General features: G+C 65.6%; 20 protein-coding genes and 1 tRNA gene. 8 read left to right on the top strand and 13 right to left on the bottom strand.

Annotated elements, in window-relative coordinates; all coding sequences use genetic code 11:
• Positions 1–33: 33 nt before the first annotated feature.
• A complete protein-coding gene (locus tag VGV07_RS14555; protein ID WP_326869438.1) occupies positions 34–963 on the bottom strand; it encodes a glycosyltransferase family 2 protein in 930 nt (309 codons plus the stop codon).
• Positions 964–1,360: 397 nt separating this feature from the next.
• Between VGV07_RS14555 and VGV07_RS14560 the strand changes: the two genes are divergently transcribed.
• From VGV07_RS14560 to VGV07_RS14575, 4 genes are all read left to right on the top strand, one after another.
• Positions 1,361–1,813 (top strand): RbsD/FucU family protein, encoded by a 453-nt coding sequence (locus tag VGV07_RS14560; protein WP_326869439.1) that lies wholly within the window; start codon positions 1,361–1,363, stop codon positions 1,811–1,813.
• A 458-nt stretch (positions 1,814–2,271) separates the two neighbouring features.
• A complete protein-coding gene (locus VGV07_RS14565; protein WP_414649954.1) occupies positions 2,272–3,849 on the top strand; it encodes an extracellular solute-binding protein in 1,578 nt (525 codons plus the stop codon).
• 90 nt (positions 3,850–3,939) lie between these two features.
• Positions 3,940–5,034, top strand: a complete 1,095-nt coding sequence (locus VGV07_RS14570; RefSeq protein WP_326869441.1) for a sugar ABC transporter permease — start codon at positions 3,940–3,942, stop codon at positions 5,032–5,034.
• Positions 5,034–5,969 (top strand): carbohydrate ABC transporter permease, encoded by a 936-nt coding sequence (locus VGV07_RS14575; protein ID WP_326869442.1) that lies wholly within the window; start codon positions 5,034–5,036, stop codon positions 5,967–5,969. The genes VGV07_RS14570 and VGV07_RS14575 overlap by 1 nt, the downstream gene beginning before the upstream one ends.
• Positions 5,970–6,127: 158 nt before the next feature.
• Here VGV07_RS14575 and VGV07_RS14580 read toward each other — a convergent pair whose 3' ends face one another.
• The 3 genes from VGV07_RS14580 to VGV07_RS14590 are packed head-to-tail and all read right to left on the bottom strand — an operon-like array spanning position 6,128 to position 9,524.
• Positions 6,128–7,618, bottom strand: coding sequence for an FGGY-family carbohydrate kinase (locus VGV07_RS14580; protein WP_326869443.1), 1,491 nt, complete (start codon positions 7,616–7,618; stop codon positions 6,128–6,130).
• Entirely contained in the window at positions 7,615–8,712 is a 1,098-nt protein-coding gene (locus VGV07_RS14585) for a M42 family metallopeptidase (protein ID WP_326869444.1), read from the bottom strand. The genes VGV07_RS14580 and VGV07_RS14585 overlap by 4 nt, the downstream gene beginning before the upstream one ends.
• Positions 8,712–9,524 carry a BtpA/SgcQ family protein gene (locus VGV07_RS14590; protein WP_326869445.1) on the bottom strand — a complete coding sequence of 271 codons (813 nt, stop codon included), beginning with the start codon at positions 9,522–9,524 and terminating at the stop codon, positions 8,712–8,714. The genes VGV07_RS14585 and VGV07_RS14590 overlap by 1 nt, the downstream gene beginning before the upstream one ends.
• Before the next feature lie 244 nt (positions 9,525–9,768).
• On the opposite strand from VGV07_RS14590, the gene VGV07_RS14595 reads away from it, so the two are divergent.
• The gene (locus tag VGV07_RS14595; RefSeq protein WP_326869446.1) at positions 9,769–10,026 is read left to right on the top strand and encodes a hypothetical protein; all 258 of its coding nucleotides are present in this window, start codon (positions 9,769–9,771) and stop codon (positions 10,024–10,026) included.
• A gap of 135 nt (positions 10,027–10,161) precedes the next feature.
• On the opposite strand, the gene nagA is transcribed toward VGV07_RS14595, so the two are convergent.
• The 8 genes from nagA to VGV07_RS14635 all read right to left on the bottom strand — a co-directional run bounded on the left by nagA (position 10,162) and on the right by VGV07_RS14635 (position 17,773).
• A complete protein-coding gene (gene nagA / locus VGV07_RS14600) occupies positions 10,162–11,286 on the bottom strand; it encodes an N-acetylglucosamine-6-phosphate deacetylase (protein ID WP_326869447.1) in 1,125 nt (374 codons plus the stop codon).
• A gap of 218 nt (positions 11,287–11,504) precedes the next feature.
• On the bottom strand, positions 11,505–12,299 hold the full coding sequence (locus VGV07_RS14605) for a sugar isomerase domain-containing protein (RefSeq protein WP_326869448.1): 795 nt from the start codon (positions 12,297–12,299) through the stop codon (positions 11,505–11,507).
• Positions 12,300–12,323: 24 nt separating this feature from the next.
• The gene (locus VGV07_RS14610) at positions 12,324–13,070 is read right to left on the bottom strand and encodes a GntR family transcriptional regulator (protein ID WP_326869449.1); all 747 of its coding nucleotides are present in this window, start codon (positions 13,068–13,070) and stop codon (positions 12,324–12,326) included.
• Positions 13,063–13,941, bottom strand: a complete 879-nt coding sequence (locus VGV07_RS14615) for an ROK family protein (protein ID WP_326869450.1) — start codon at positions 13,939–13,941, stop codon at positions 13,063–13,065. The genes VGV07_RS14610 and VGV07_RS14615 overlap by 8 nt, the downstream gene beginning before the upstream one ends.
• Entirely contained in the window at positions 13,938–14,813 is an 876-nt protein-coding gene (locus tag VGV07_RS14620) for a carbohydrate ABC transporter permease (protein ID WP_326869451.1), read from the bottom strand. The genes VGV07_RS14615 and VGV07_RS14620 overlap by 4 nt, the downstream gene beginning before the upstream one ends.
• Positions 14,810–15,712, bottom strand: a complete 903-nt coding sequence (locus VGV07_RS14625) for a sugar ABC transporter permease (RefSeq protein WP_326869452.1) — start codon at positions 15,710–15,712, stop codon at positions 14,810–14,812. The genes VGV07_RS14620 and VGV07_RS14625 overlap by 4 nt, the downstream gene beginning before the upstream one ends.
• 158 nt (positions 15,713–15,870) lie before the next feature.
• Positions 15,871–17,166 (bottom strand): sugar ABC transporter substrate-binding protein, encoded by a 1,296-nt coding sequence (locus VGV07_RS14630; protein WP_326869453.1) that lies wholly within the window; start codon positions 17,164–17,166, stop codon positions 15,871–15,873.
• Positions 17,167–17,699: 533 nt separating this feature from the next.
• A tRNA-Gln gene (locus VGV07_RS14635) sits at positions 17,700–17,773 on the bottom strand.
• Positions 17,774–18,039: 266 nt separating this feature from the next.
• Here VGV07_RS14635 and VGV07_RS14640 point away from each other — a divergent pair.
• From VGV07_RS14640 to VGV07_RS14650, 3 genes are read left to right on the top strand one after another with little or no spacing between them, the layout of a single operon-like run.
• Positions 18,040–19,221: a Ppx/GppA phosphatase family protein gene (locus VGV07_RS14640; protein ID WP_326869454.1), complete on the top strand. Its 1,182-nt coding sequence runs from the start codon at positions 18,040–18,042 to the stop codon at positions 19,219–19,221.
• A complete protein-coding gene (locus tag VGV07_RS14645) occupies positions 19,221–19,934 on the top strand; it encodes an RlmE family RNA methyltransferase (RefSeq protein WP_326869455.1) in 714 nt (237 codons plus the stop codon). The genes VGV07_RS14640 and VGV07_RS14645 overlap by 1 nt, the downstream gene beginning before the upstream one ends.
• A 7-nt stretch (positions 19,935–19,941) precedes the next feature.
• Positions 19,942–20,961 carry a hypothetical protein gene (locus VGV07_RS14650; RefSeq protein ID WP_326869456.1) on the top strand — a complete coding sequence of 340 codons (1,020 nt, stop codon included), beginning with the start codon at positions 19,942–19,944 and terminating at the stop codon, positions 20,959–20,961.
• Here the strand turns inward: VGV07_RS14650 and VGV07_RS14655 are convergent, their stop codons facing one another.
• Positions 20,962–22,359, bottom strand: a complete 1,398-nt coding sequence (locus tag VGV07_RS14655) for an MFS transporter (protein WP_326869457.1) — start codon at positions 22,357–22,359, stop codon at positions 20,962–20,964.
• Positions 22,360–22,361 lie beyond the last annotated feature (2 nt).

The raw sequence follows: 22,361 nt of genomic DNA on the forward strand, positions 1-22,361 counted from the left end.
CCTTAGCCGCAATACCCATGATCTGCCACCGAGTCAGAGCTTGCCGAGCAGGCCCGCGGCGTAGAGCGACACCTGCCCCAGCGCGGTCTGCCGGTAGACGCCGGAGCGCCAGAGGTTCACCAACCGGTCGGGCAGGGGGCCCGTCCGCGCCTGGCGGAATCGATCGAAGATCTCCGCTGCTGCCGGCGTGAGCAGGTCACGGCATGCATCGAGCGCCGCCACGTTGCCGTCGTTCCACAGCATGAAGCGGCCCCCGAATGCCGCCTTGATCCGGCTGAGCCGGGGCCCCCAACCCTGGTTCGAGCCGACGAGGTTCCTGCCGTGCTGCCGGTAGCGCACATGGGGGGTCTCGTCGTAGGTGACGTACCCGCCCGCACCGGCAACGATCAGGTAGGCGAACCAGTCATGGCTCACGAAATCCGTCAGCGCAGCCGCCTTGCGCACCAACTCGTGCGCCGCCCGGTTGAGCACCATGGTGTTGCCGCCGCCAATGTTCTGCACCAGTGCATTGGCGAAATCCGGCGGGCGGCGGAACAGCGGCGAACGGGACAGTTCCTCCCCCTCGGCGTCAGTAATGATGGTTCGCGCGCAATAGAGCGCCGGTCGGCAGCCATGCGGCTCCAGCGCCGCCACGGCGACCTGGGTCTTTTCCGCCAGCCACACGTCATCCTGATCGCAGAACGCCACATAATCGGCATCGACTTCAGGGTTGACCAGCAGCGAGCGGAAGTTGGCGGCAAAGCCGCTTCCCGGGCCGGGCAGACGCGTGAACGCGCCTTTGCTCCAGTACACCGCCCAGCGCTCCAGCGCGTTGGATGTGCCGTCGGTCGAGCCGTCATCCGACGCCCAGACGTCAATCGCGGGCCAAGCCTGTTGATCGACCGAGCGCAACTGCTCGTCGATATACCTGGCGCCGTTGTAGGTCGCCATCAGCACTGCCAGCCGCCCCCCGGCCGCTGTCATCGCCCGTGGCCTCCATTCGCCGCACGCCAGTTCGCAACAAACCGGCATGCGCGGAGACCGAAATGTCTGCGCCGCATAACCACATAACCTTCAAAGTCCCGGCGCCGAGGAGCCGGGCATTGTCGACGGTCCACACTGACGACTGCGCCGTGCACCATAGCTAGAGCCGCTGAATGATCAAGCGGCTTTGCTTGGCGAGACTTTTCGCGTGCAAGCTCAAAGCTTTGCCGCTGACGCGTTGTCGAATCGGCATTGTCTTGAGCACGGCGCCGAGCTGCGGCGTTGCAGCCACGAAACTTGCGGGGGGCTGATGAGAGGCTGGAAATGCGCACGCTGCGACGGGATGCACACCCGCCCGCCCCATGCTAATCACCCATGATCCTTGGAGGAGGACACCATGCTCAAGGGGCTCGATCCCATCCTGAATGCCGACGTGCTGCACGCGCTCAAATCCATGGGCCACGGCGACGACCTTGTTATCGCCGACATGAACTTCCCCTCGGATTCGATTGCCCGCCAGACTGTCTATGGCAAGCTGCTGAAGCTCGAGAATGTCACTGCGGGCCGCGCTGCCGAGGCGATCCTGTCGCTGCTGCCGCTCGATAGCTTCGTGCCGCATCCTGCGCTGCGCATGGAGATTGTCGGCCAGCCCGACGAGGTGCCGCCGGTGCAGCAGGAGGTGCAGGCGGCGATTGACAAGGCCGAAGGCAAGCCTTCGCCGATGGGGTCGATCGAGCGCTTCGCCTTCTATGAAGCAGCCAAGCAGTCTTACGTGGTGATCCAGACCGGCGAGCGGCGGTTCTACGGCTGTTTCATCTTCAAGAAAGGCGTGCTGCCGCCCGAGGCCTGAAGCGCTTTCAGGGAAGAGTTGCAGACTTTCCCGCCTCGAACGCGCGCCCGGCAAAACAGTTGGAGCGCCCACCGAGGCAGCAAAGCCGCGAGGCGCTCCTGCCGAAACTGCGCATTCACTGGTGAAAGCAGAAACTGTTCACTAATGAATGCAACCCCCACTTTGTGCGTTGGGGGCGCGCCGCCCCTCCGCCAACGTGTTGACTTCTAACATGTCAGCTTCATACCATTCGTCAGCATCCCGCAGATAAGGGTGCGCTCCCTGGGGAGGGACGTAGGCAGGAGTTGAGGGACTTGGGTTGCGCAGGACTGCGCCGCCCGACCTGCACGTTCAGTTTCCCATCGAGCGCCGGCGCGGAGGCGACAACGCCGCTGGAAGCGGCGCTTTGAGGGAGAACGGACGTGAAACTCGAACTCTACAACCGGGTTGCGGCTATCCAGGCGAGCCGCCGCAGCTTCATGAAGGGCGCTGCGGCGCTCGCCGCAGGCACCGCGCTCAGCACCACCTTCGCCGGCCGCGCCTTCGCTCAGGACAGCGTGCGCGCCCAGATCCTGCAGATCCCCGGCGTCGGCAAGGGCTCGCCCACCGATGCCGATTGGCAGAAGGTCGGTGAACTCTGCCTCGGCGCCACCAAGGCCAACGTCGCCGAAGGCGAGTTCGCCGGCGTCGAGCTCACGTTCATGGGGCTCAACAACCAGAACCTGCACAACTTCCTGTTCCGCGGCTTCCTGAAGCCTTGGGAGGCCTATACCGGCGCCAAGATCAACTGGATCGACCTGGCCCAGGCCGATTACAACGCCCGCCTGCAGCAGTCGATCGCCACCGGCACGGTGGATTTCGACATCATCGAGATGGGCGCGCCGTTCGAGGGTGATACCGCCGGCCGTGGCCTGCTCGACGAGATGCCCGATTGGGTCGCTACCCAGATCGAGGCCGATGACCTGGTGAACTATCTCAAGGCGCCGGTCGGCACCTGGGATGGCAAGACCTACCGCATCAACCTCGATGGCGACACGCACACCTTCGCCTACCGCAAGGACTATTTCGGCGACGGCTCGATCTCCGGCCTCGCCGAAGTGCCGACGCATTGGGAAGATCTCAACGCGCTGCCCGCAGCGCTCGCCGGCAAGAACGATCCGCTCACCGGTGCGCCGGCCTACGGCTTCCTCGATCCGCTGAAGTATCAGTGGGGCGGCTTCGGCTTCTACTTCCTCGAGGATCGTGCCACCGCCTACTGCAAGCACCCGGACGATCCGGCCTGGCTGTTCGACCCCGACACCATGAAGCCGCGCGTCAACAATCCGGGCTGGGTCCAGGCCATCCAGGATGTGCTCGATCTGGTCAAGGCCAATGCCTATCCGCCCGATCAGCTCAATGCCGATCCGAATGCCACGGCGTTCAGCCAGTTCCTCGGCGGCACCGGCGCGGCGCTCACCTGGTGGGGCGACGTCGGCTCCAACGCCCGCACCTCCGATACCTCGGTGGTCGGCGACGTGGTTGGCTTCGCGATCAACCCCGGGGCCAAGAAGGTCTACAACCACAAGGCCGGCGCCTGGGAGGAGAAGGAGAACTTCGCTCCCAACCTCGCCTACCTGGGTTGGGGCGTCTACGTCACGAGCCGTGTCTCGGCCGACGAAAAGAAGCGCAAGGCCGCCTGGTCTGCCGCGGCGCATCTCGGTGGCAAGGACATTTCGCTGTGGACCTCGGCCTATCCCTCCGGCTTCCAGCCCTACCGCAACTCGCACTTCCAGTACGAAGAGTGGGAAGCGGCCGGTTACGATCGCGCCTTTGTCGAGGATTACCTCGGCTCCAACCTCGACAGCTACAACCATCCGAACGGCGCCATCGAGCCGCGTATCCCCGGCATCTTCCAGTACTATTCGATCGCCGAGGATGAGCTGGTGAAGGGCATCAACGGCCAATACGCCTCCGCGCAGGAGACCGCCGACGCCATCGCCGCGGCCTGGGAGAAGATCACCGACCAGATCGGTCGCGACAACCAGATCAAGCTCTACAAGGCCTCGCTCGGCATGTGAGGCCTCGCCGCTCTGATTGACAATCCACGGCTGGTGGCGGACCGTCACCAGCCGATTTAGTTCCGATCGCGAACTGTCCAAGAGGCATGGATGGCGTTGACTGAAACACCGAGCTACGGCGCCATCTCGCGTCGCCGCAAGGATGGGGGGAGGGCGCTCATTGCCGCCGCCACCATACTCTTCCTCGCCGTCGGCCTGCTACAAGCGCTGAATTCCGCCGGCATCGTGCCGCTGGGGCTCAAGGATTGGCGGCCGACGCTCTATGCCTTCCTGCTTTGGTCCGTGGCGCTCGGTGTCGGCCAGGTGATGGTGCGCGGCGATGCCGGGCTCAAGGCGCTGTTCATCCTGCCGGCGGCGCTGTTCACCGCCGCCATGGCGATCTTTCCGACGCTGTTCGGGCTCTCGATCGCCTTCACCGACTGGAACCTCGCCTCGTTCACCGGCCAGAAGTTCAACGGCTTCGATAACCTGGTGCAACTGGTCCGCGACCCGTTCTACTGGAACGCCATGCGCAACATGGTGATCTATGTGTTCTTCGTGCTCGTCGAGTACGCGATCGCATTCGGTCTCGCTTTGCTGCTCAACGCCGAAATCCGGGCGCGAAAATTCTGGCGCGTCGTCTTCCTCATCCCGCTGATGTTGTCGCCGGTTGCCGTCAGCTGGATGGTGGGCAAGTCGATGCTCGAATACCGCTTCGGCCCGGTGGCCCGTTTCGCCCGCTGGCTGGGCTTCAACAACCCGAGCTTTTTCACCGACCCCTGGGTCGCCCGGCTGTGGATCGAGGCGATGGATGCCTGGGTGTCGATCCCGTTCGTCATGATCCTGTTGCTCGCCGGTCTCCAGGCCATGCCCAAGGAAGTCATCGAGGCCGCCAAGGTCGATGGCGCATCGCCCTGGCAGCGCTTCTGGCAGGTGATCTTCCCGCTGATGCTGCCCGTCTCGATCACCGCGATCGTGTTGCGCATCATCTTCAAGCTCAAGCTCGCCGATATCATCATCACCGTCACCTCGGGCGGTCCCGGTGGCGCCACCGACAGCGTCTCGAGCTTTATCTATCGCGAGTACCGCGATCGCTCGAATGTCGGCTACGGCACCATGCTGGCGATGTTCTACCTTGTGGTGATCGTGATCTTCGTCACCTTGCTGCTGAGATTCCTGCGCAAGCACATGCAGAGGATGACCTGATGGCCGCCGAAGCAACCCTCTCCGCCCAGGCTTCAGCCGATAGCGGCGCCGCCACCCGGCGCCTGAAGCACGTTGCCGGCAAGGTCGGCATCTACGCCGCGCTGGTCACCTGGGCCTTCGTCTCGCTGTTCCCGGTCTACTGGACCATCACCACCTCGATGAAGGTGGCCAAGGATGTGCAACTCGGCCACCTGATTCCGTGGGTCGATTTCCAGCCCAACTGGCTCGGCTGGCGCTCGCTTGGCCTGTCGCCCGATACCATCGGGCAGGTGTCGACGGTGCGCGACGAGTTCCTCGATCGCTTCCTCAACTCGATCTACACAGCCTTCGGCGCCTCGTTTCTCGCCGTGCTGATCGGCTCGCTCGCCGCCTATGGCCTGAGCCGCTTCCAGTACAAGTTCCTTTGGATGAAGAACCAGGATCTGGGCTTCTTCTTCCTGAGCCAGCTGATCCTGCCGCCGGTGGTGCTGGCGCTGCCCTTCCTCGTGCTTTACCGCGAGCTGGCGCTGCTCGACAGCATCGTAGGGCTGGTGCTGCTCTACACCCTCACCGTGCTGCCGATCGTCATCTGGATCATGAAGGACCAGTTCGACACCATCCCGATCGAACTCGATGAAGCCGCGCAGGTCGATGGCCTCGGGCCCTGGGGCACCTTCTTCCGCATCATCCTGCCGATGGCGCTTCCGGGCATGGTGGCGGCTTTCATCCTCTCGCTGATCCTCTGCTGGAATGAATATTTCTTCGCAGCGCTCCTCACCGGCTCCGAAGCCAAGACCCTGCCGGTGATGGTCGCCAGCCAGACCGGCTCGCAGGGCATCAACTGGTGGAGCATGGCCGCCCTCTCCACCGCCGCCATCGCCCCGCTGGTCGTCGTTGGCGTGCTGCTGGAGCGCTACATCATCCGCGGGCTAACGGCCGGCAGCGTGAAGGGGTAGAGCCGTCGAGGGCGCGGATTGATTTCCCAAGCGCGTCTACCCACCGGCGTCATTCCCGCGAAGGCGGGAAACTAGTGGGATGCTTCCAAGATCAATGAGACGGAGAGTCCGCACTGGGTTCCCGCCTTCGCGGGAATGACGCCGGTGGGCGGGGCATCTCAAAGCTCCCGCATCAGATCCTTGTTCCGCTCGTAGAGCTCCCGGAACACCCGGTATCGCCGCTCGTAGAGTTCGCGAAGGTTCTCGTCCGGCGTGATCTCGTGATCGACCGGGTTCCAGCTCCGGATGTCGTCCGGCTGCACATCGCCGATCGCCAAGGCCGCGATGAACGCATCGCCGTAGGACGCTCCCACTGTCTTCTGCCGCACGATTTGCGTGCGGCCCGAGACGTCCGATGTCGCCTGCGACCAGACCTTGTTCTTGGTGCCCCCGCCGGCCGCGAGGATCGCCTTGGGGGGCTGCCCGACATCGGCATAGGTCTCGAACACATGGTGCGTGCCAAAGGCGATGCCCTCGAATAGCGCCCGGTAGATGTCGCCGCGGCTATGCGTCAGGTTCATCCCGAACAGCACGCCCTTGGCCTCGGTGTCGTGGATCGGCGTCCGCTCGCCCGAGAAATAGGGCAGCATCACCAGCCCGTTGGCGCCGGGCGGCGAGCCCTCGGCCTCCAGCGCCAGCGCCATCACGGCAGTTGCGGGATCCAGCTCCTTGCCGAACTGTTCGCGGAACCAGTGGCTGAGCGTCCCCGAGGTGGCAAGCCCCGACATGGCCGCGTGCTTGCCCGGGAAGAACCACGGCGCATACCAGAGCCGCGCATCGGGTACCCGCACCGGGGTGATCTCGATGATGAAAATGGTCGAGCCATACATCAGCAGCATGTCGCCGTCGTCGAGCACGCCGACACTGAGCGCCTCGGCGCCAGCATCGATCGTCCCCGTCGTCACCGGCGTGCCGACCGCCAGCCCGGTCTCCGCCGCCGCCTCGGCCGTCACCGTGCCGGCGATATCGGTGGTCCAGATCGCCTCGGGCAGCTTGTCGAGCCCGATGATGTCGTCAGCCAGCTCGTCGGTCCACTCGAGCTTCTCGACGTCGTAGAGCGGCGAGAAGTTCGCCGCCGAGTAGTGGTCGATCACATAGCGGCCAGTGAGCTTATGCACGATGTAGGTGGTCGAGGTCAGGATCCTGGCGGTCTTGGCGTAGAGCTCCGGCCGGTTCCGTTTCAGCCACAGGATCTTCGGCCCGATCGACTGGCTGGTCAGCGCGTTGCCGCAGCGGCTCAGCAGCACATCCTCGCCGATCCGTGCCGTCAGTTCCTCGATCTCCCTGGCCGCCCGGGTGTCGACGCCGTAGAGCACGCCGTTCATCAGCGGCTCGCCCTCGGCATCGACCGGCAGCATGCAGGGGCCGATGGCGCTCGCCGCCACCGCGACGATGTCCGCGGGCGCGACGCCGCTGTCGGCGATCAGCTTGTTGCTCAGAAAGCAGAAGTCGCCCCACCAGTCCTCGCGCGGCCGGTGCTCGGCCCAGCCGGGCTGCGGCACCAGCATCTTGTGCGGTCGGGCGGCGCTGGCGACGATCCGCCCCTCCGCATCCACCAGCACACCCTTCGATTCAAACGTCCCGATATCGATGCCGAGATAGTGCCTCATCCGATGTAATCGTCCCGGTCGAGGCTGAACTTGCTGTCGATCCGCGGCAGCGCTTCCACCAGCAGCGTCGTCAGCTGCTCGAGGTCGGCCAGGTCGCAGACTTCGAGCGACGAATGCGAGTAGCGCATCGGAAAGCCCACATCGATCGAGGCCACGCCCTGGCCGACCAGTTGTACGTAGCTGAGGTCGGTCAGCGCCCCGATATGGGCGCTGCGCTGCAGCGGCAGCTTCTTTGCCGCGGCGCTGTCCTCGAACAGTTTCACCATCGCCGGATGCGGCAGCGTGCCGTTCAGCGTGCCGCGCCCGTGGAACGAGTAGAGTGACATCGCCGGCCCACCGCCGAGCTTCACGTCGCCACGCGCCGCCATGTCTGGCGTATCGGTCGCAAGGATCAGGTCGAGCTGGATCGCCACATCGGGCATCAGCACCTGCGCCGCCGTCACCGCGCCGCGCAGGTTGAACTCCTCCTGGACCGAGAAGACGAAATGGATGGTCGGTCGCTTCTTCACCTCGACCAGCGCCTTCGCCACCTCGATCATCACCGCGCAGGCGGCGCGATCGTCGACCGCCGTGCCGGCAATCCGCCCGTTGGCGAGTTCGGTCACCTTGGGCGCATAGACGATGGGCGTGCCCACGTCGATCCCTGCCGCCAGCACTTCGGCCGCCGACTTGAACCCGGCGTCGATATAGAGCTCGGGATAGGGCAGCACTTTGTACTTTTCGTCCTGCGCCGTCGCATGGTGGCTCTTGTGCGCGATCAGCCCCGGCACGTCAGCGCCTTCGCCGATGCAGAACAGCACCTCGGTCGAAGGCAGGGCTCGCTCCGGCACGCCGCCCAGCCGCTCGACGCGGACCATGCCGTTCGCTTCGATCTTCCGCACGATCAGCCCGAGCTGGTCCATATGGGCGAACAGCATGACGCTCGGGGATCCCTTGTCGCCCGGCAGCGTCGCAATCAGGTTGCCCAGTCGGTCCGTGGTCGAGGTGATCCCGAGCCCCGCCATCGCTGCCTTGAGGTACTTGCGGACCCGGCCCTCATACCCGGAGAGCCCGGGAATGAGCATCAGGTCGGTCACCCATTGCTTCAAACTCATCAATACCCCCGCGCGGCGCGGACCAGCCGCATGAATTCGGCTGCCCGGTCGGCATCGACCGCCTTCCAGGTGTCGCCATCGACCTTCAGCGACGAGCCGACGATGCAGCCGTCGGCCACATCGAGCACATCGGCCACCGTCGCATGCTTCACGCCGGTATTGGCCAGCACCGGGGTGGTCGGCAGCGCCTTCTTCACGGCTTCGAGGTCGACCATTTTCGCCGCTTCGCCGGTGATGGCGCCCGAGACGAGGATCGCATCGGGGATCGACGAGAACACCGCGCTGCGCGCCCGGTCGCTCAGTGGCCGCTGGTCCAGCGAATAGGCGAACTCGGCCGACACGTTGTAGAGCAGCGCCAGATCCTGCCGGCCCAGCCGGTCGCGATAACGCATCGCCTTGCCGGCATCCGGCGTCCACGGCCCCATGTCCGAGGCATAGGTGCCGGTGAAGATCTCGCGCACGAACCGCGCACCGGTCGCCGCCGCCAGCGCGATCGAGCTCTCCGGGTCCCACAGGACGTTCACGCCGAACGGCACCGTAATCTCCGAGAGCAGCCGCCCGATCACGTAGCCCATCGTCGCGGTCGAAGCGGTATCGACCTTGAATTCATAGGGCCGGTCATTCTCGTTGCCGAACATCACGGCATCGAACCCGGCGGCTTGCAGCGCCATGAGGTCCTTGCGGGCCCCCTCGACGATGGCCTCCACGCCCCCCTCGTAGTCATGCAGCGGCGAGCCCGGCAGGGCCCCCAGATGCACCATGGCAATCACCGGCTTTTTGTCGCCGAACACCGTCTTGAATTTGCTTGTCATTGTTTCTTGTAAACCGCTTTACTAGACGCCTATGCGTAGCAGCGGCAACGCCCGGCGTCTATGGCTCGCTCTTCCTTCTCCCCTTGAGGTCACCGGACGAGGGCGTAGCCCTCGCCGGGAGGTGCCCGCAGGGCGGATGAGGGGTATCGCAACCGCAGGTTGCGCAAGGGGCAGGAGCGTGCTCCACACCAATCCTTAACCACGATCGGGTAGGGTACGGCGGAATGAGTGCGAGGTTCCCAGAATGGAACTGCTCTTTCTCCTCTTGCTGATCCCAGTGCTCTGGCTGCTCCTGCTGCCCGGACGGATCGCCAAGCGCGCCCGCAAATATCGCTTCACCGGCGCCGGCATTCTGGTCGGTGTGCTCGTTGCCGGCTGGATCGGCGTCCAGGCCATGTCGAGGCCGCCGGCCGAAACGGTGGATTATGCCGCCGGCGACAGCGACCTGCGCGCCATCCTGCTGCAGCCCGAAACCGCCCCGCGTTATAGTTTTCGGGAGTAGGCCAGTCCGTGAAGTACCGCCGGTGATGCCGCACCCACCGGCTGTCATCCCAGCGAAAGCTGGGACCCATGCCTCCGCTTGCGCTGTGGCGAGTTGGGTCCCAGCTTTCGCTGGGATGACACCGAGTTTGGGGGGCTATTCGGGCAGAGCCCGAGGCGTCAGACCCTCAACCATCCAGATCAGATCAGCCGCTGCTCCCGGCACCAGCCGCCCTGACCCCTTCGCCCCGATCGCCTCCGACGGGTAGAGCGAGGCCATCCTCAGGCACTCACCCAGCTCCAGCCCGAACTCGAGGTGCAGGTACCGCACTGCCGCATCAAGCGTCAGGTCTGCCCCCGCCAGCGTCCCGTCGCCGAGCCGCAGCGCCCCGTCCTTGCGATAAATCGTCCGGCCGTTGAGTTCGAAGCTCGTCAAGTCCGTCCCGGCCTGCGACATCGAATCCGAGACGAGGAAGATCCGCCCCGGTCCGGTTTTGGCGCGCAGCGCCAGACCCAGCGTCGCCGGGTGCACATGAATGCCATCGGCGATCAGCCCGGCCCACACGCTGCCATGGTGCAGCGCTGCGCCGACCACGCCGGGGTCGCGATTGCCGATCTGGCTCATCGCGTTGAACAGGTGCGTTGCCATGCTTGCTCCGGCACGGATCGCCGCCGAGGTTACCTCGAACGAGGCATCCGAATGCCCGATACTGACGACGACCCCGGCACGCACCAGCCTGGCAATCTGCTCCGGCGTCACCGTCTCGGCAGCCACTGTCAGCAGCAGGTGGGGGAGGGCGCCACGTGCTCGCTCCAGCCGCACCAGGTCCGCCTCATCCATTGGCCGGATCAGTGCCGGATCATGCGCACCCTTGCGCGCCAGCGACAGATGCGGCCCCTCGAGATGCAGTCCGAGAAAGCCCGACACGCGCCGCCGCGCCGCTTCGGCACCCGCTGCCAGCACCGCATCGGTAACCACGGCCGTGTCGGTGATGAGCGTCGGCAGCAACCCGGTAACGCCGAACGCACGGTGCGTCGCGCAAACCATCGTCAGGTCGTCCGCCGTCGTTCCTGGTCCGACCAGGTGCCCGCCGCCGCCATTCACCTGCAGGTCGATCAGCCCGGGCGCCAGCACCCCGCCATCGAGGGGCACGCGCGTGGCGCCAGCGGGAGCATCGCCGATGGATTGCACGACGCCGTCAGCGACGACGAGCGCGGCATCGTCGTGCCACGTCTCGCCATCGAAGACGCGGGCGCCAAAGTAAGCGGTAGTTCTGGACATGGGGCTCGATGTCGAGGTGGTCCTCCCCCGTAAAGCGGGGGAGGGGGACCGCCGAAGGCGGTGGAGGGGGCGGCGGGAAGCGCCGGTGTCGGCGGCCGCCCCCACCACCAGCTTCGCTGGTCCCCCTCCCCCGCTTCGCAGGGGAGGACCACCGCGCATCCGGTGGCCCATGAAAACCGTCCCGGGCGTCAGGGTCAGCTTCCGCCCGGGACGTCCGATCAGCCTTCCTTGGCCATCGACTTCTTGAACTGCGGCAGGTGCTTCTGTTGCGCTTCCAGCATGCGCTCGCGGTACTGGCCGTAGATGATGTCGGTGTCGTGCAGCGTCACGCCCGGGATGGTCGGGGACGCAAAAACCGGCAGCTCGATGCCGCGGTCGGCGAGCTTCTGCGCGCTCTCGGCCAGGAGCTCATGCATCATCATCATGGCGAGCACGGTCGACGAACCCGCCACCGGACGCGACCAGCCCTTGATGTCGACGATCGCATCCTCCACCGGCGAGCCGGTGTCGATCACGATGTCGGCCGCGTGCGGCAGGCGCTTGCCCGACGAGTGGGTGGCGGGCTTGCCGGCATTCGACTTCGCCGTGATGGCGATCACCGTCAGCCCGCGCGCCTTGGCGTAGAGCGCCGTATCGATGCCCGAGGCGTTCGAGCCTGAGTGGCCGAAGATCACGATGGTATCGCCGGCGTTGAGCGGCTGGTGGTCGAGGAACTTGTCGGCGTAGTTCTCGGTGCGCTCGAGCCACAGGAGCTCACGCACGCCGCCGGCGCCGAGGATGTTGTGCCACATGACGCGCGGGTCGGTCAGCGGGTTGAAGCCGACATAGGAGCCATAGCGCGGGTAGGTTTCCTGCACCGGCAGCACCGAGTGGCCCGAGCCGTAGAGGTGCACGAGGCCCTTGTTGGCGAGGGTTTCCGCAACTGCGAACGAGGCCTTGTCGAAGGCTTCGGCATTCGCGGAGGCCGCCGCCTCGGCGATCTTCACGAGCTTGCTGATATAGAGCGTGGACATTGGTTTGCCTTTCAGAACAAAGCGTTACACGTAGAGTGTGGAGCGGATCTCGTAGCGGTCCGCGCGCATGGTGGAGAGGGCGTATTCGAACGGCCCCCTCGCGTCATAGGCGATACGTTCGACCTCGAAGGCCGGCGTTCCCGCCGTGAGCTGGATGAGTTCGGCATCGGCCGCCGCGACGCTGCCGACGCGGTAGACTTCCTTGGCCTTTACCGGGGTAATGCCGCAGCGCTCCTTCAGCCAGCCATAGAGCGACTGCACGTTTGCAGCGTCCTCCAGCAGCCCCGGCACGCGCACCTCGGGCAGGTGGCTGGCCTGGATACCGATCGGCATGCCGTTGCCGAGCCGAAGGCGCTTGAGCTGCACGACGGGATCGCCGATCGCGATCTCCAGCGCATCGGCCATCTCTTCATCGGCCGGCACGCGATTGGCTTCGATCAGCCGGGTGCCGGCCTGCAGCGACAGCGACTTCATCTCGTCGGTGAAGCTGGTCAGCCCGCGCACGCCGGCGACGACCGTGGCCGACCGCACGAACGTGCCGCGTCCATGCTCGCGCCGCAGGAGCCCCGCTTCCTCGAGGTTGCGCAGCGCGTGGCGCAGCGTGATGCGCGAAATTCCCAACATCTCCCCGAGCCGATCCTCGTTGGGAATCTGCATGCCCGAGCTCCATTCGCCGCGCTCGACCAGTTCGCGCAGCGCCATTTCGGCCTGATGCCACAGCGGCTCCGGCCGCCGCCGATCGGGCTTTATGAGACCGTTTGGTTCATCCATGCCCATTCCTCCAGTTCGGCCCATAGGCGCCGGCAAATGCCGCACCCACCAGTCCCGCCTGCGGCCCGAACTGTCCGGGGCGGATATCGATTGATCTCAGATGCGGCGGCAGTTGCCGGTGCAGCGCCGGCAGCAGCAGCGGCCGCAGCACATCCAGCGATGCCGCAACGCCACCCGCGAAAATGATGGCCTCGGGTGCGAGCAGTGCAACTGCGCCTGCCAGCGCCGTACCAAGTGCTTGCATGCCGGGTCGCAGAGCATCGATCGCTGCAGCATCGCGTCCGCGCGCCGCCCGCACCAGCGCTGCACCATCCGGCAGCCCGACGCCTCGCGCCGCCGCGTCGAGCGCCCGGCCCGAGGCCTGCCGCTCCAGCCAACCGCTCCGGTCCTCGCCGGGGTCATAAAGGTCCGCCACCGCCCAGCCGAACGAACAGGCTGCGCCGCCATTGCCGGCGACGATCCGTCCGCCTGCCAGCACCGCCGAGCCGATGCCGGTGCCGATGGCGAGGAGGATCGCATCTTCCAGTCCCTTGGCCGACCCGGCCGAGACCTCGGCCAGAAGCGCGAACTGCGCGTCATTGCCAAGCCCCACCGAGACACCTGGCAGCTCTGCCGCGAGGTCGAGCCCATCCAGATAGCCGAGGTTCGGCACCCAGCGGCATACCGTCCCCTGCGCCAGCCCGGGAATGCCGAGACCCAGCCGCGTCGCCTGGTGCGCGCTCAGTTGCTGCCGCAACAAATCGAGGAATGCCGCCAGCGTTTGCGGCGCGGCCCATTCGCCCACCGCGCGCACTGCTGCCGGGTCGCCCAACTCGGCGATGCCAGCGCGGAACCGCGTGCCGCCGAGATCGATGGCGAGGATTGTGCTCATCCCTTCACCCCCGAACTGACGACGGAATCGACGAAAAAGCGCTGCAGGATCACGAACAGCAGGACCGGCGGCAGCACCGCGAGGGTCGCGCCGGCCATCACGAGGCCGGTGTTCATGGCGCCGCGGTTGTAGCTGAGGAGCCGCGAGAGCGAGATGACGATCGGGTACTGGTCGGCGCTCCCCTGCAGCACCGTCAGCGGCCACAGGTAGCTGTTCCAGTGGTAGACGAAGGCGAACAGCACCAGCGCCGCAATGGCCGGCATCACCGCCGGCGCAACGATCTGGAACAGCACCCGCAACTCTGAGGCGCCATCGACCCGTGCCGCTTCGATCAGCTCGTCCGGCACGCCCTTGATGAACTGCCGCATCAGGAAGATGCCGAAGGCATTGGCGAGGTTGGGGACGATCACCCCGGCAAGGCTGGCGTTGAGCCCGAGATAGCCGGTGATCCGGTAGAGCGGGATCAGCGTCACGATCGGCGGCAGGAACATCGTCGCGATCAGGAGCGCGAACAGCGCTTCCTTGTAACGGAACTCGTACTTGGCGAAGGCGTATCCGGCCATCAGGCTGGTGACGATGATAGCCACCGTCGTCACCACAGCGATCACTGCCGAGTTGAGGAACGAGCGTCCGAGGCTCACCACCTCGGCGACCTGCGTATAGGCGTCGAGATTGGGTGCGCCGGGCAGCCACACCGGCGGGACCTGCATGGTCTCCTGCGGCGTCTTGAGACTGGTGAGGATCATCCAGGCCAGTGGAAACGCAGCGATCACGGCGACGACGATGATCGCCAGCACCAGCAATGCGCTGGCCGGCGTCGCCTTGAAGCGGGGGCCTTCGAGCCGGCGGCGGTCTGCAACTGCGGTGGTCATGCGGACTTTGCCTCCCGCGAGCGGGCGAAGGCGAACAGCAGCGCGATCGCCACGACCAGCGCCAGCATCAGCGTCACCGCCATGGCCGAGCCGAGCCCGCCCTGGGCGCGTTCGATGCCGACGCGACGGATATGATAGGTGAGGACGTTGGTGGCATTCACCGGTCCGCCCTGGGTGATCAGCGCCACCGGCTCGAACACCTGCACCGCGTTGATGATGGCGATCACCGACGAGAACAGCAGCGTGTTGCCGAGGAGCGGCAGGGTGATGGCGAAGAAGCGCTGGATAGGGTTGGCGCCGTCGATCTTGGCGGCTTCGTACAGTGAATCCGGGATCTGCGTCAGCCCGGCTACGGCGAGCACGGTGAAGTAGCCGACCTGCTGCCAGACATTGAGGATGACGATCGAGAACAACGCCGTCTGCGGCGCGCTCAGCCAAGTCTGCGGCGGGATGCCGACCCACCCGAGGATTTGGTTCAGTGGCCCTTCGGTCGGTGAATAGAGCTTTGAGAACACCAGCGCCACCGCGATCATCGGCACCATGTAGGTGGAGAACAGCACGGTGCGCAGGAACACCCCGCCCGGTGCGATCTTCTGGTGCACCAAAAGCCCCAGCAGCACCGACAGCGGCAGGATGATCGCCACCGAGCCGACCGTGTAGAGCGCAGTGTTGACCAGCGCCGCCTTGAAGTCTCGGCCCACCGAATTGTTGGCGAAGATATCGATGAAGTTCTGGATGCCGACGAAGCTCGCCGTCTCGAACCCGGTCTGCGTCGACCAGTTCTGGAAACTCAGCCAGATGGTCAGCAGCATCGGAATGATAATGAAGACCGCCAGCAACCCGGTCGCGGGCGCGAGCATGAAGACCGCTGATCGGTGCTGGGTGTTGGTCGAGGGCATACTGGTTCCCATCCACCGGTGTCACCCCGGCGAAGGCCGGGGCCCATCCTGAGGTCCTTCCACATCCGCTGCGGTTGTGAAATCTCGGGATGGATCCCGGCCTTCGCCGGGATGACACCGTGGGTTGTTGGTCAATCGGGGCGAGATCGCCCCGACACTTACTTCGCGTTGCGCTCGAGGATCTCGGTCGCGTCGGCCTGGGCCGTAGCCTGCGCGTCAGCGGCCGAGAGCTGGCCGAACTGCATGGCTTCCAGTGTCTTCTGCAGCGATTCCGAGAATTCCTGGCCGCCCAGTACCACGGGGAACGGCTTGGCGTTGGCCAAGGTCTCGGTATAGCCCTTGAGGAACGGATCGCTCGACAGCCGGTCGGCGAATGCCGTGCCGTCCGAGGTGCGCGACGGCAGGATGCCCATCGACATCAGGATGTCGCCCATCGCCGAGGCGCCGTTCGGACCCGATTCCGGCCCATTGAGCCAGTTGAGGAAATCCCAGGCCGCCGCCTGTTCCTCGGTCGAAGCCTTGGCATTGACCACGGTCATCCACGAGTAGGAGATCGAGCGCGCCGTATCGCCCGACGGCCCCACCGGGATCGGGGCGGTGGCGATATCGGCGAAGTTGTCGCCCATGCCGGCCTTCAGCGCCGATTCCCACCAGTTCGCCATGATGATCATGCCGGTCTTGCCCGACACGAAGCTGTCGAGGAACGGCCCGGTGGTGTTGGCGTCGGCGGTGGCCATTGCGGGGTCGGAATAACCCGACTTGATCAACTTCTCGTAGAGCTCGAAGGTCTGCTTGGCCGCTTCGCTGTCGAGCACCGGCTTGCCGTCGACCACCAGGTCGCCACCGTTCGAAACCAGGAGCGACGAGAACGGGTGCAGCACACCCGCCGCCCACGAGTTGATCAGCCCAAAACCCTGCTGGCCCTTGGATTTGTCGGTCAGCTTCTCGGCCGCGGCGAGGAACTCGTCCCAGGTTTTGGGCGCCTCAGTGATACCGGCTTCGGCAAACAGCTTCTTGTTGTAATTGAGCGCGTAGACGTCGATCTCGTTCGGGATGCCGTAGAGCACGCCGTCGATCGAGGCCGCGCCGATCACGCCGGCCGGCCAGTTGGCCTTGGTGTCGGCCGCAATGGCATCGGGCACCGCCGCGACCAACTGGTCCTTGGCGAGATCCGGTAGCCATGCGTCATAGATGCCGGCAATGGTCGCCCCACCGGCGCCGCCACCCGAAGTGCGGAGCGTCGTCAGCAGGTCGCCGAACGGCACGGCGCGGACGGTGATCTTGGTATCGGGGTGCGCCTCGGTATAGGTCGCGGCCGCCGCCTCCAGCTTGGCCACCGTATCCGGGGCCCAGTGGGTGAGGAACGACACATCCGCGGCCTGGACCAGTGCGGTGCTCGAAAGCAGGACCGCGACCGCCCCCGCGGTGCGCGTGAAAGCCTGGAACAGCTGCATGTTTGAATTCTCCCTGTGCTGCCAGTGAGCGCTATGCTCGCCTGACGTCATAGAGTTATGACGTTATAACGACATTGGTCAAGGGGGATGCCCGGACCTGTGGATGCGACAGGTTGGCAGAGGCGGGTGCGCTAGTTTGGGGCACGGCGGAATTTGCCTTACCCGCGGACACGCGGGGGGCTGCTCACTCGGGGCCTCGCGCCAATGCGATGCTTCGTTCAGAGGCTTGCAGGGCTTCGGCAGTCGGAAACTGGCATGCTGATCCGATCCGGACGCCTCACATCCCAGCGCCGCAAGCTTTCCGCTTGCGGTGGACCAGCATCGGCAATTCCAGAAGTTGGGGAGCTACCCTCCAGTACGCGCCTGCCGCCTCGACATGCCCAAGCTCGTCCGGCGCCAGCATGTCGGCGATCGGCCCGGCAAGCGGCATCTCAGGAGTCAAAATCTGTCGCGTGCATGGAGCGGACGCGACATGGGGCACCTACGTGAGCCGACCCGAGGTCTACGCCGCTGATCTAGTCGAGAGAGAGGGCTGGCTGGGGAACCTGGATTCGAACCAAGATTGACGGAGTCAGAGTCCGCAGTTCTACCATTGAACTATTCCCCAAGCGCTGCGCCTGGATGCCGGCGGCGTGGCCGTCAGCATTTGGTGCGCGCCTTCTAGCGGCAATCGATCATCTGATCAACACCCCTTTTGCGGCATTCTTCAGCCTTCTCGCGTCCGTCAGGTGCCGTTCAAGTTTGCGGCAGATTCAGGGCGTTGCGTTGCCCCCGATCATCCTCTACCCTCAGCGGCGACACTGAAATATGCCCGTGTCGGGCGCCCACGGCTTCGGCCGGCAGTCGGCGACCGCGCGGGGAAATGGAGCAAGGTTGACCGATCAAGATCGGTCCGCCGCCGCAGCCGGGGCCGAGAGCCTGGAGCGGCACCGTGACGGGCAGGGCCACACCCCCGCCCAGACCACCGCGAATCCTGGGGGGCAACCCGGATCTGGCGGAGCGGAGCGGCGGACGCACCCCGCAGGGAATCCCTCTTCGCGCCGGTCGCGAGGGCCGCTCTATGCGGCGCTCGATCTCGGGACCAACAATTGCCGGCTGCTGATCGCCCGCCCGCACGAAAACAGCTTTCGCGTGCTCGACGGCTTTACCCGCATCGTCCGGCTGGGCGAGGGACTGTCGACCACCGGCCGGCTGTCCGATGCAGCGATGGAGCGGACCATGGAGGCGTTGCGCCTCTGCCGCAACAAGCTGCGTGAGCATGAGCCGACCCGCATGCGGCTGATCGCCACCGAAGCCTGCCGCTCCGCCGCCAACGGCCCCGAGTTCATCGCCCGGGTCGAGCGCGAACTGGGCCTCGTGCTCGAGATCGTCGACCGCCAGACCGAGGCCTCGCTCGCCGTCACCGGCTGCGCAGACCTGATCGAGGAGGCATCGTCGGGCGCCCTGATGTTCGACATCGGGGGTGGCTCGTCCGAACTCGCCTGGCTGGATTTCCGCGGCGGCCGGCCGCGCCGCCAGGGCCGCATGTCGTCGTCGATCCGTTCCTGGCAGTCGCTGCCGGTCGGTGTGGTGTCGATCGCCGAGAAGTTCGGCGGGGTCAACGTCACGCCCGAGACCTTCGAGGACATGGTGGGGTTCGTCGCCGGCCAGCTTCGCCAGTTCCGCGGCCGCGAAAAGCTGCGCCAGATGATCGCCGAGCACCCGGTGCACCTGATCGGCACCTCCGGCACCGTCACCACGCTGGCTGGCCTCCATCTCGGGCTCGAGCGCTACGAGCGCCAGAAGGTCGACGGCCTGTGGATGACCCGCGCCGATGTCGACGCCACCATGACGGCGCTGCTCGGCATGAGCTTTGACCGCCGCGTCGCGCATCCCTGCATCGGCAAGGATCGCGCCGACCTGGTGCTGCCCGGCTGCGCCATCTTCGAGGCGATCCGCCGCGAATGGCCGACCGAGCGGGTGCGCGTCGCCGACCGCGGCCTGCGTGAGGGCATTCTCATTTCACTCATCGACGCCGACCGGGCCGGTCGCGCCAGCAACCGCAGGAGCCGCTGATGCCGAAGGGAACAGGGCAGGGCGCCGGACGCAAATCGGCGACGGGTCTCAAGGTTCACGTCAAGACCGCCAAGGGCCGCAAGATTGGTTCGACCCTGTGGTTGCAACGCCAGCTCAACGACCCCTATGTCGCCAAGGCCCGGACCGAAGGGCTGCGCTCGCGTGCCGCCTACAAGATCAAGGAACTCGACGAGCGCTACCACCTGTTCAAGAAGGGCATGCGCGTTGTCGATCTCGGCGCGGCCCCCGGCGGCTGGTCGCTGGTGGCAGCGCCCATCGTCGGCACGACTGCGGAAAAGCCGCTGATCGTGGGCATCGATTACCTCGAGATGGATGCAATCGAGGGCGTCATCCTGCTGCAGAAGGACTTCAACGACGACGACGCTCCCGCGGCGCTGATCAATGCGCTGGGTGGGCACAAGGCCGATATCGTGATGTCCGACATGGCGGCGCCGACCACCGGGCACCGCGCGACCGACCATATCCGGATCATGCAACTGGTCGAACTCGCCGCCGACTTTTCCATCAAGGTGCTGGCGCCGGGCGGCACCTTTGTCGCCAAGGTGTTCCAGGGCGGCACCGAGCATGAATTGCTGCACCTGCTGAAGCGGCACTTCACCACCACCATCCACGCCAAGCCCAAGGCCAGCCGCGCCGATTCCGCCGAGACCTACCTCCTGGCGCGCGGCTTCAAAGGCAACAGCCCGGACTAGTCGGCGCGTGAAGGTTGCCATCCGTCCGAAAAGCTCGCCGCACAATCGTTACGTGGAACTCTTCGCCGCGGCATTCGAACAGGCGGGCTGGGAGGTGGCGACGCTGAACTGGCGCATCGCACCAGTCCTTGCCGGTCGCCTCATGATCCTCCACTGGCCCGACGATTTCTACGCCTCGCCCGATCTCAGGTCGCGCCTGCTCAGCTGGGCCCGCATCGCCTTGATGACCACGTCGCGGCGGCTGTTCGGCGTGCGCTGGATCTGGGTGGTGCACAATCTCATTCCGCACGATCGCAAAGCGGGCGACCCCAAGCTCTGGCGGGCTTTCACCAACGAACTCGACGGGCTGGTCTTTCTGTCGCGGGAATCGCGCCAGACTTTCGCGGCGGATCACCCCGAGCATTGCAATCTGCCTCACCTGGTAACCCGCCATGGCGACTATCGCACCGGCGCCCTCACGCCACCCGCGCCTTGGCGGCGACCCGAGGGGACAACCAGGTTGCAGTTCGTTGGCCAGATCAGGCCCTACAAGAACCTCGAGCGGCTGGTCGAGGCGGCGCGCCACCTGGATGTCGAGACCGAGCTCGGCGTGGCAGGTTTTGCCGCGGACGGTTTTGGGACAGAACTGCGCCGACGGGGCGCCGCCGCTGCGGCGCTGCATTTCGATCTCCGCTCCGCTCCTCTCGACGAGATCGAATTCGAGCGGATCGTCGACTCGAGCCACGCGGCTATCCTGCCGTATCGCCAAATTCTCAACAGCGGCTCGGCGCTCTTCGCGCTCTCGCGCAACCGGCCGGTGATCGCGCCGGCGCTCGGCGGCCTGTCGGAATTGCGCGACGCGGTGGGCGGTCAGTGGGTCTATCTCTACGACGGCGAGCTGACGGGCGCCGTCCTGCGCGATGCAGCGGCCTGGGTCCGAACCGCCGAGCGGCCGTCGGTATGCCGCCTCGACGCCTACGACTGGGGTGTCATTGGCCCCGAGCTTGTCCGCTTTTCCGAGCGCCTGATCGCCGGCGCACGGGCCTGATCACTCGGCCGGCGCGCCGCCCTCGGCCTGGTGGCTGTGCATGCTCGCGGTCTTCGGGACGCGCAGGAAGATCAGCGCGGCGATCAAGGTAACCGTTGCCATCACCCAGAAGGCGACGTGAAAATCGCTGAGCAGCGGGGCGCCGCCATGCAGCAGGTGGACGCCCTCGAAGATGCCGCCGCCGACCGCCACGCCGAAGGCCAGCGACAGTTGCACGCTCACCTGGCTCAGCACATTGGCCTGCCCGGCGTCCTTGTCGGCGACGTCGGCGAAGATGAAGGCATTGGTCGTGGTCCAGAAAAGCGACTGGAAGAACCCGGTGATGACCAGCAGCGCCAGCATCAGCGGCGTCGGCGTATCCGGGGTGTAGAGCCCCATGGCCAGCACGCCACCGGCGGTGACGGTGCAGGCGATCACCAGCGCCCGACGAAAACCCCAGCGCGCGATGAAGCGCTCGGCCATGAACTTCATGGTGAAAGCGCCGACAGCCGAGGCAAAGGTCACCATGCCGCTTTCGAACGGATTGAGCCCAAAGGCGAGCTGCAGCATCAGCGGAAACAGGAACGGCATTGCCCCGGTGCCCAGCCGGAAGATGGTGCCGCCGATCATCGTCAACCGGAACAGCGGCTGGCGGAAAATCCTGAGGTCGAGCAGCGGATACTCGGTGCGGCGGAAGTGGAACCAGTAGGCCACCGCCGCCACGACGCCGAGCAGCAGCGAGCCATAGCCGAAGCTCGCCGGGAGCGCCGGCAGCGTCAGTACCGAAATACCGAACACGAGGCCGGCAAAGCAGAGCCCCGCGAGCAGGAAGCCCGTGAAGTCCATCTTCCGTGGTTCGTTCCGATGCCACTCCGGCAGGTATTTGTTGACGAGGATGATACCGACGATGCCGATCGGCACGTTGATCAGGAAGATCCAGTGCCAGCTGGCAAAGGTGGTGATGAAGCCGCCGATCGGTGGGCCGACGATCGGGCCGACCAGGCCCGGGATCGAGAGCCATGCCATGGCATCGACCAGTTGCTGCCGCGGCGTCACCCGCACCAGCACCAGCCGGGCCACCGGCGTCATCATCGCTCCGCCCATGCCTTGGAGGAACCGCGACAACACGAAGGTCAGCAGCGAATCCGAGATGGCGCAGCACACCGAGCCGAGCATGAACACCACGATCGCCCAGGCAAAAACGCGTTTCGCGCCAAACTTGTCGGCCATCCAGCTCGAAATCGGGATGAAGATCGCCAGCGCCACCATGTAGGTGGTGAGCGCCAGTTTCAGGGCGATCGGCTCGGTCTGGATGTCATGCGCGATGGCCGCCAGCGAGGTCGCGATCACCGTAGAGTCCATGTTTTCCATGAACAGCGCCACGGCGAGGATCAGCGGGGTCAGGCGAAGCGCGGACATCG

Origin of the sequence: Devosia sp., assembly GCF_035944845.1 — a bacterium.
Taxonomy (GTDB): domain Bacteria; phylum Pseudomonadota; class Alphaproteobacteria; order Rhizobiales; family Devosiaceae; genus Devosia_A.

Excerpts from the sequence above, each read along its gene's own strand:
- VGV07_RS14560 (WP_326869439.1), top strand. The coding sequence starts at position 1,361 with ATGCTCAAGGGGCTCGATCCCATCCTGAATGCCGACGTGCTGCACGCG.
- VGV07_RS14595 (WP_326869446.1), top strand. The coding sequence starts at position 9,769 with ATGGAACTGCTCTTTCTCCTCTTGCTGATCCCAGTGCTCTGGCTGCTC.
- VGV07_RS14580 (WP_326869443.1), bottom strand. The coding sequence starts at position 7,618 with ATGAGGCACTATCTCGGCATCGATATCGGGACGTTTGAATCGAAGGGT.
- VGV07_RS14610 (WP_326869449.1), bottom strand. The coding sequence starts at position 13,070 with ATGGATGAACCAAACGGTCTCATAAAGCCCGATCGGCGGCGGCCGGAG.
- VGV07_RS14590 (WP_326869445.1), bottom strand. The coding sequence starts at position 9,524 with ATGACAAGCAAATTCAAGACGGTGTTCGGCGACAAAAAGCCGGTGATT.
- VGV07_RS14615 (WP_326869450.1), bottom strand. The coding sequence starts at position 13,941 with ATGAGCACAATCCTCGCCATCGATCTCGGCGGCACGCGGTTCCGCGCT.
- VGV07_RS14655 (WP_326869457.1), bottom strand. The coding sequence starts at position 22,359 with ATGTCCGCGCTTCGCCTGACCCCGCTGATCCTCGCCGTGGCGCTGTTC.
- VGV07_RS14565 (WP_414649954.1), top strand. The coding sequence starts at position 2,272 with ATGAAGGGCGCTGCGGCGCTCGCCGCAGGCACCGCGCTCAGCACCACC.
- VGV07_RS14575 (WP_326869442.1), top strand. The coding sequence starts at position 5,034 with ATGGCCGCCGAAGCAACCCTCTCCGCCCAGGCTTCAGCCGATAGCGGC.
- VGV07_RS14630 (WP_326869453.1), bottom strand. The coding sequence starts at position 17,166 with ATGCAGCTGTTCCAGGCTTTCACGCGCACCGCGGGGGCGGTCGCGGTC.
- VGV07_RS14645 (WP_326869455.1), top strand. The coding sequence starts at position 19,221 with ATGCCGAAGGGAACAGGGCAGGGCGCCGGACGCAAATCGGCGACGGGT.
- nagA (WP_326869447.1), bottom strand. The coding sequence starts at position 11,286 with ATGTCCAGAACTACCGCTTACTTTGGCGCCCGCGTCTTCGATGGCGAG.
- VGV07_RS14625 (WP_326869452.1), bottom strand. The coding sequence starts at position 15,712 with ATGCCCTCGACCAACACCCAGCACCGATCAGCGGTCTTCATGCTCGCG.
- VGV07_RS14620 (WP_326869451.1), bottom strand. The coding sequence starts at position 14,813 with ATGACCACCGCAGTTGCAGACCGCCGCCGGCTCGAAGGCCCCCGCTTC.
- VGV07_RS14605 (WP_326869448.1), bottom strand. The coding sequence starts at position 12,299 with ATGTCCACGCTCTATATCAGCAAGCTCGTGAAGATCGCCGAGGCGGCG.
- VGV07_RS14555 (WP_326869438.1), bottom strand. The coding sequence starts at position 963 with ATGACAGCGGCCGGGGGGCGGCTGGCAGTGCTGATGGCGACCTACAAC.
- VGV07_RS14570 (WP_326869441.1), top strand. The coding sequence starts at position 3,940 with ATGGCGTTGACTGAAACACCGAGCTACGGCGCCATCTCGCGTCGCCGC.
- VGV07_RS14585 (WP_326869444.1), bottom strand. The coding sequence starts at position 8,712 with ATGAGTTTGAAGCAATGGGTGACCGACCTGATGCTCATTCCCGGGCTC.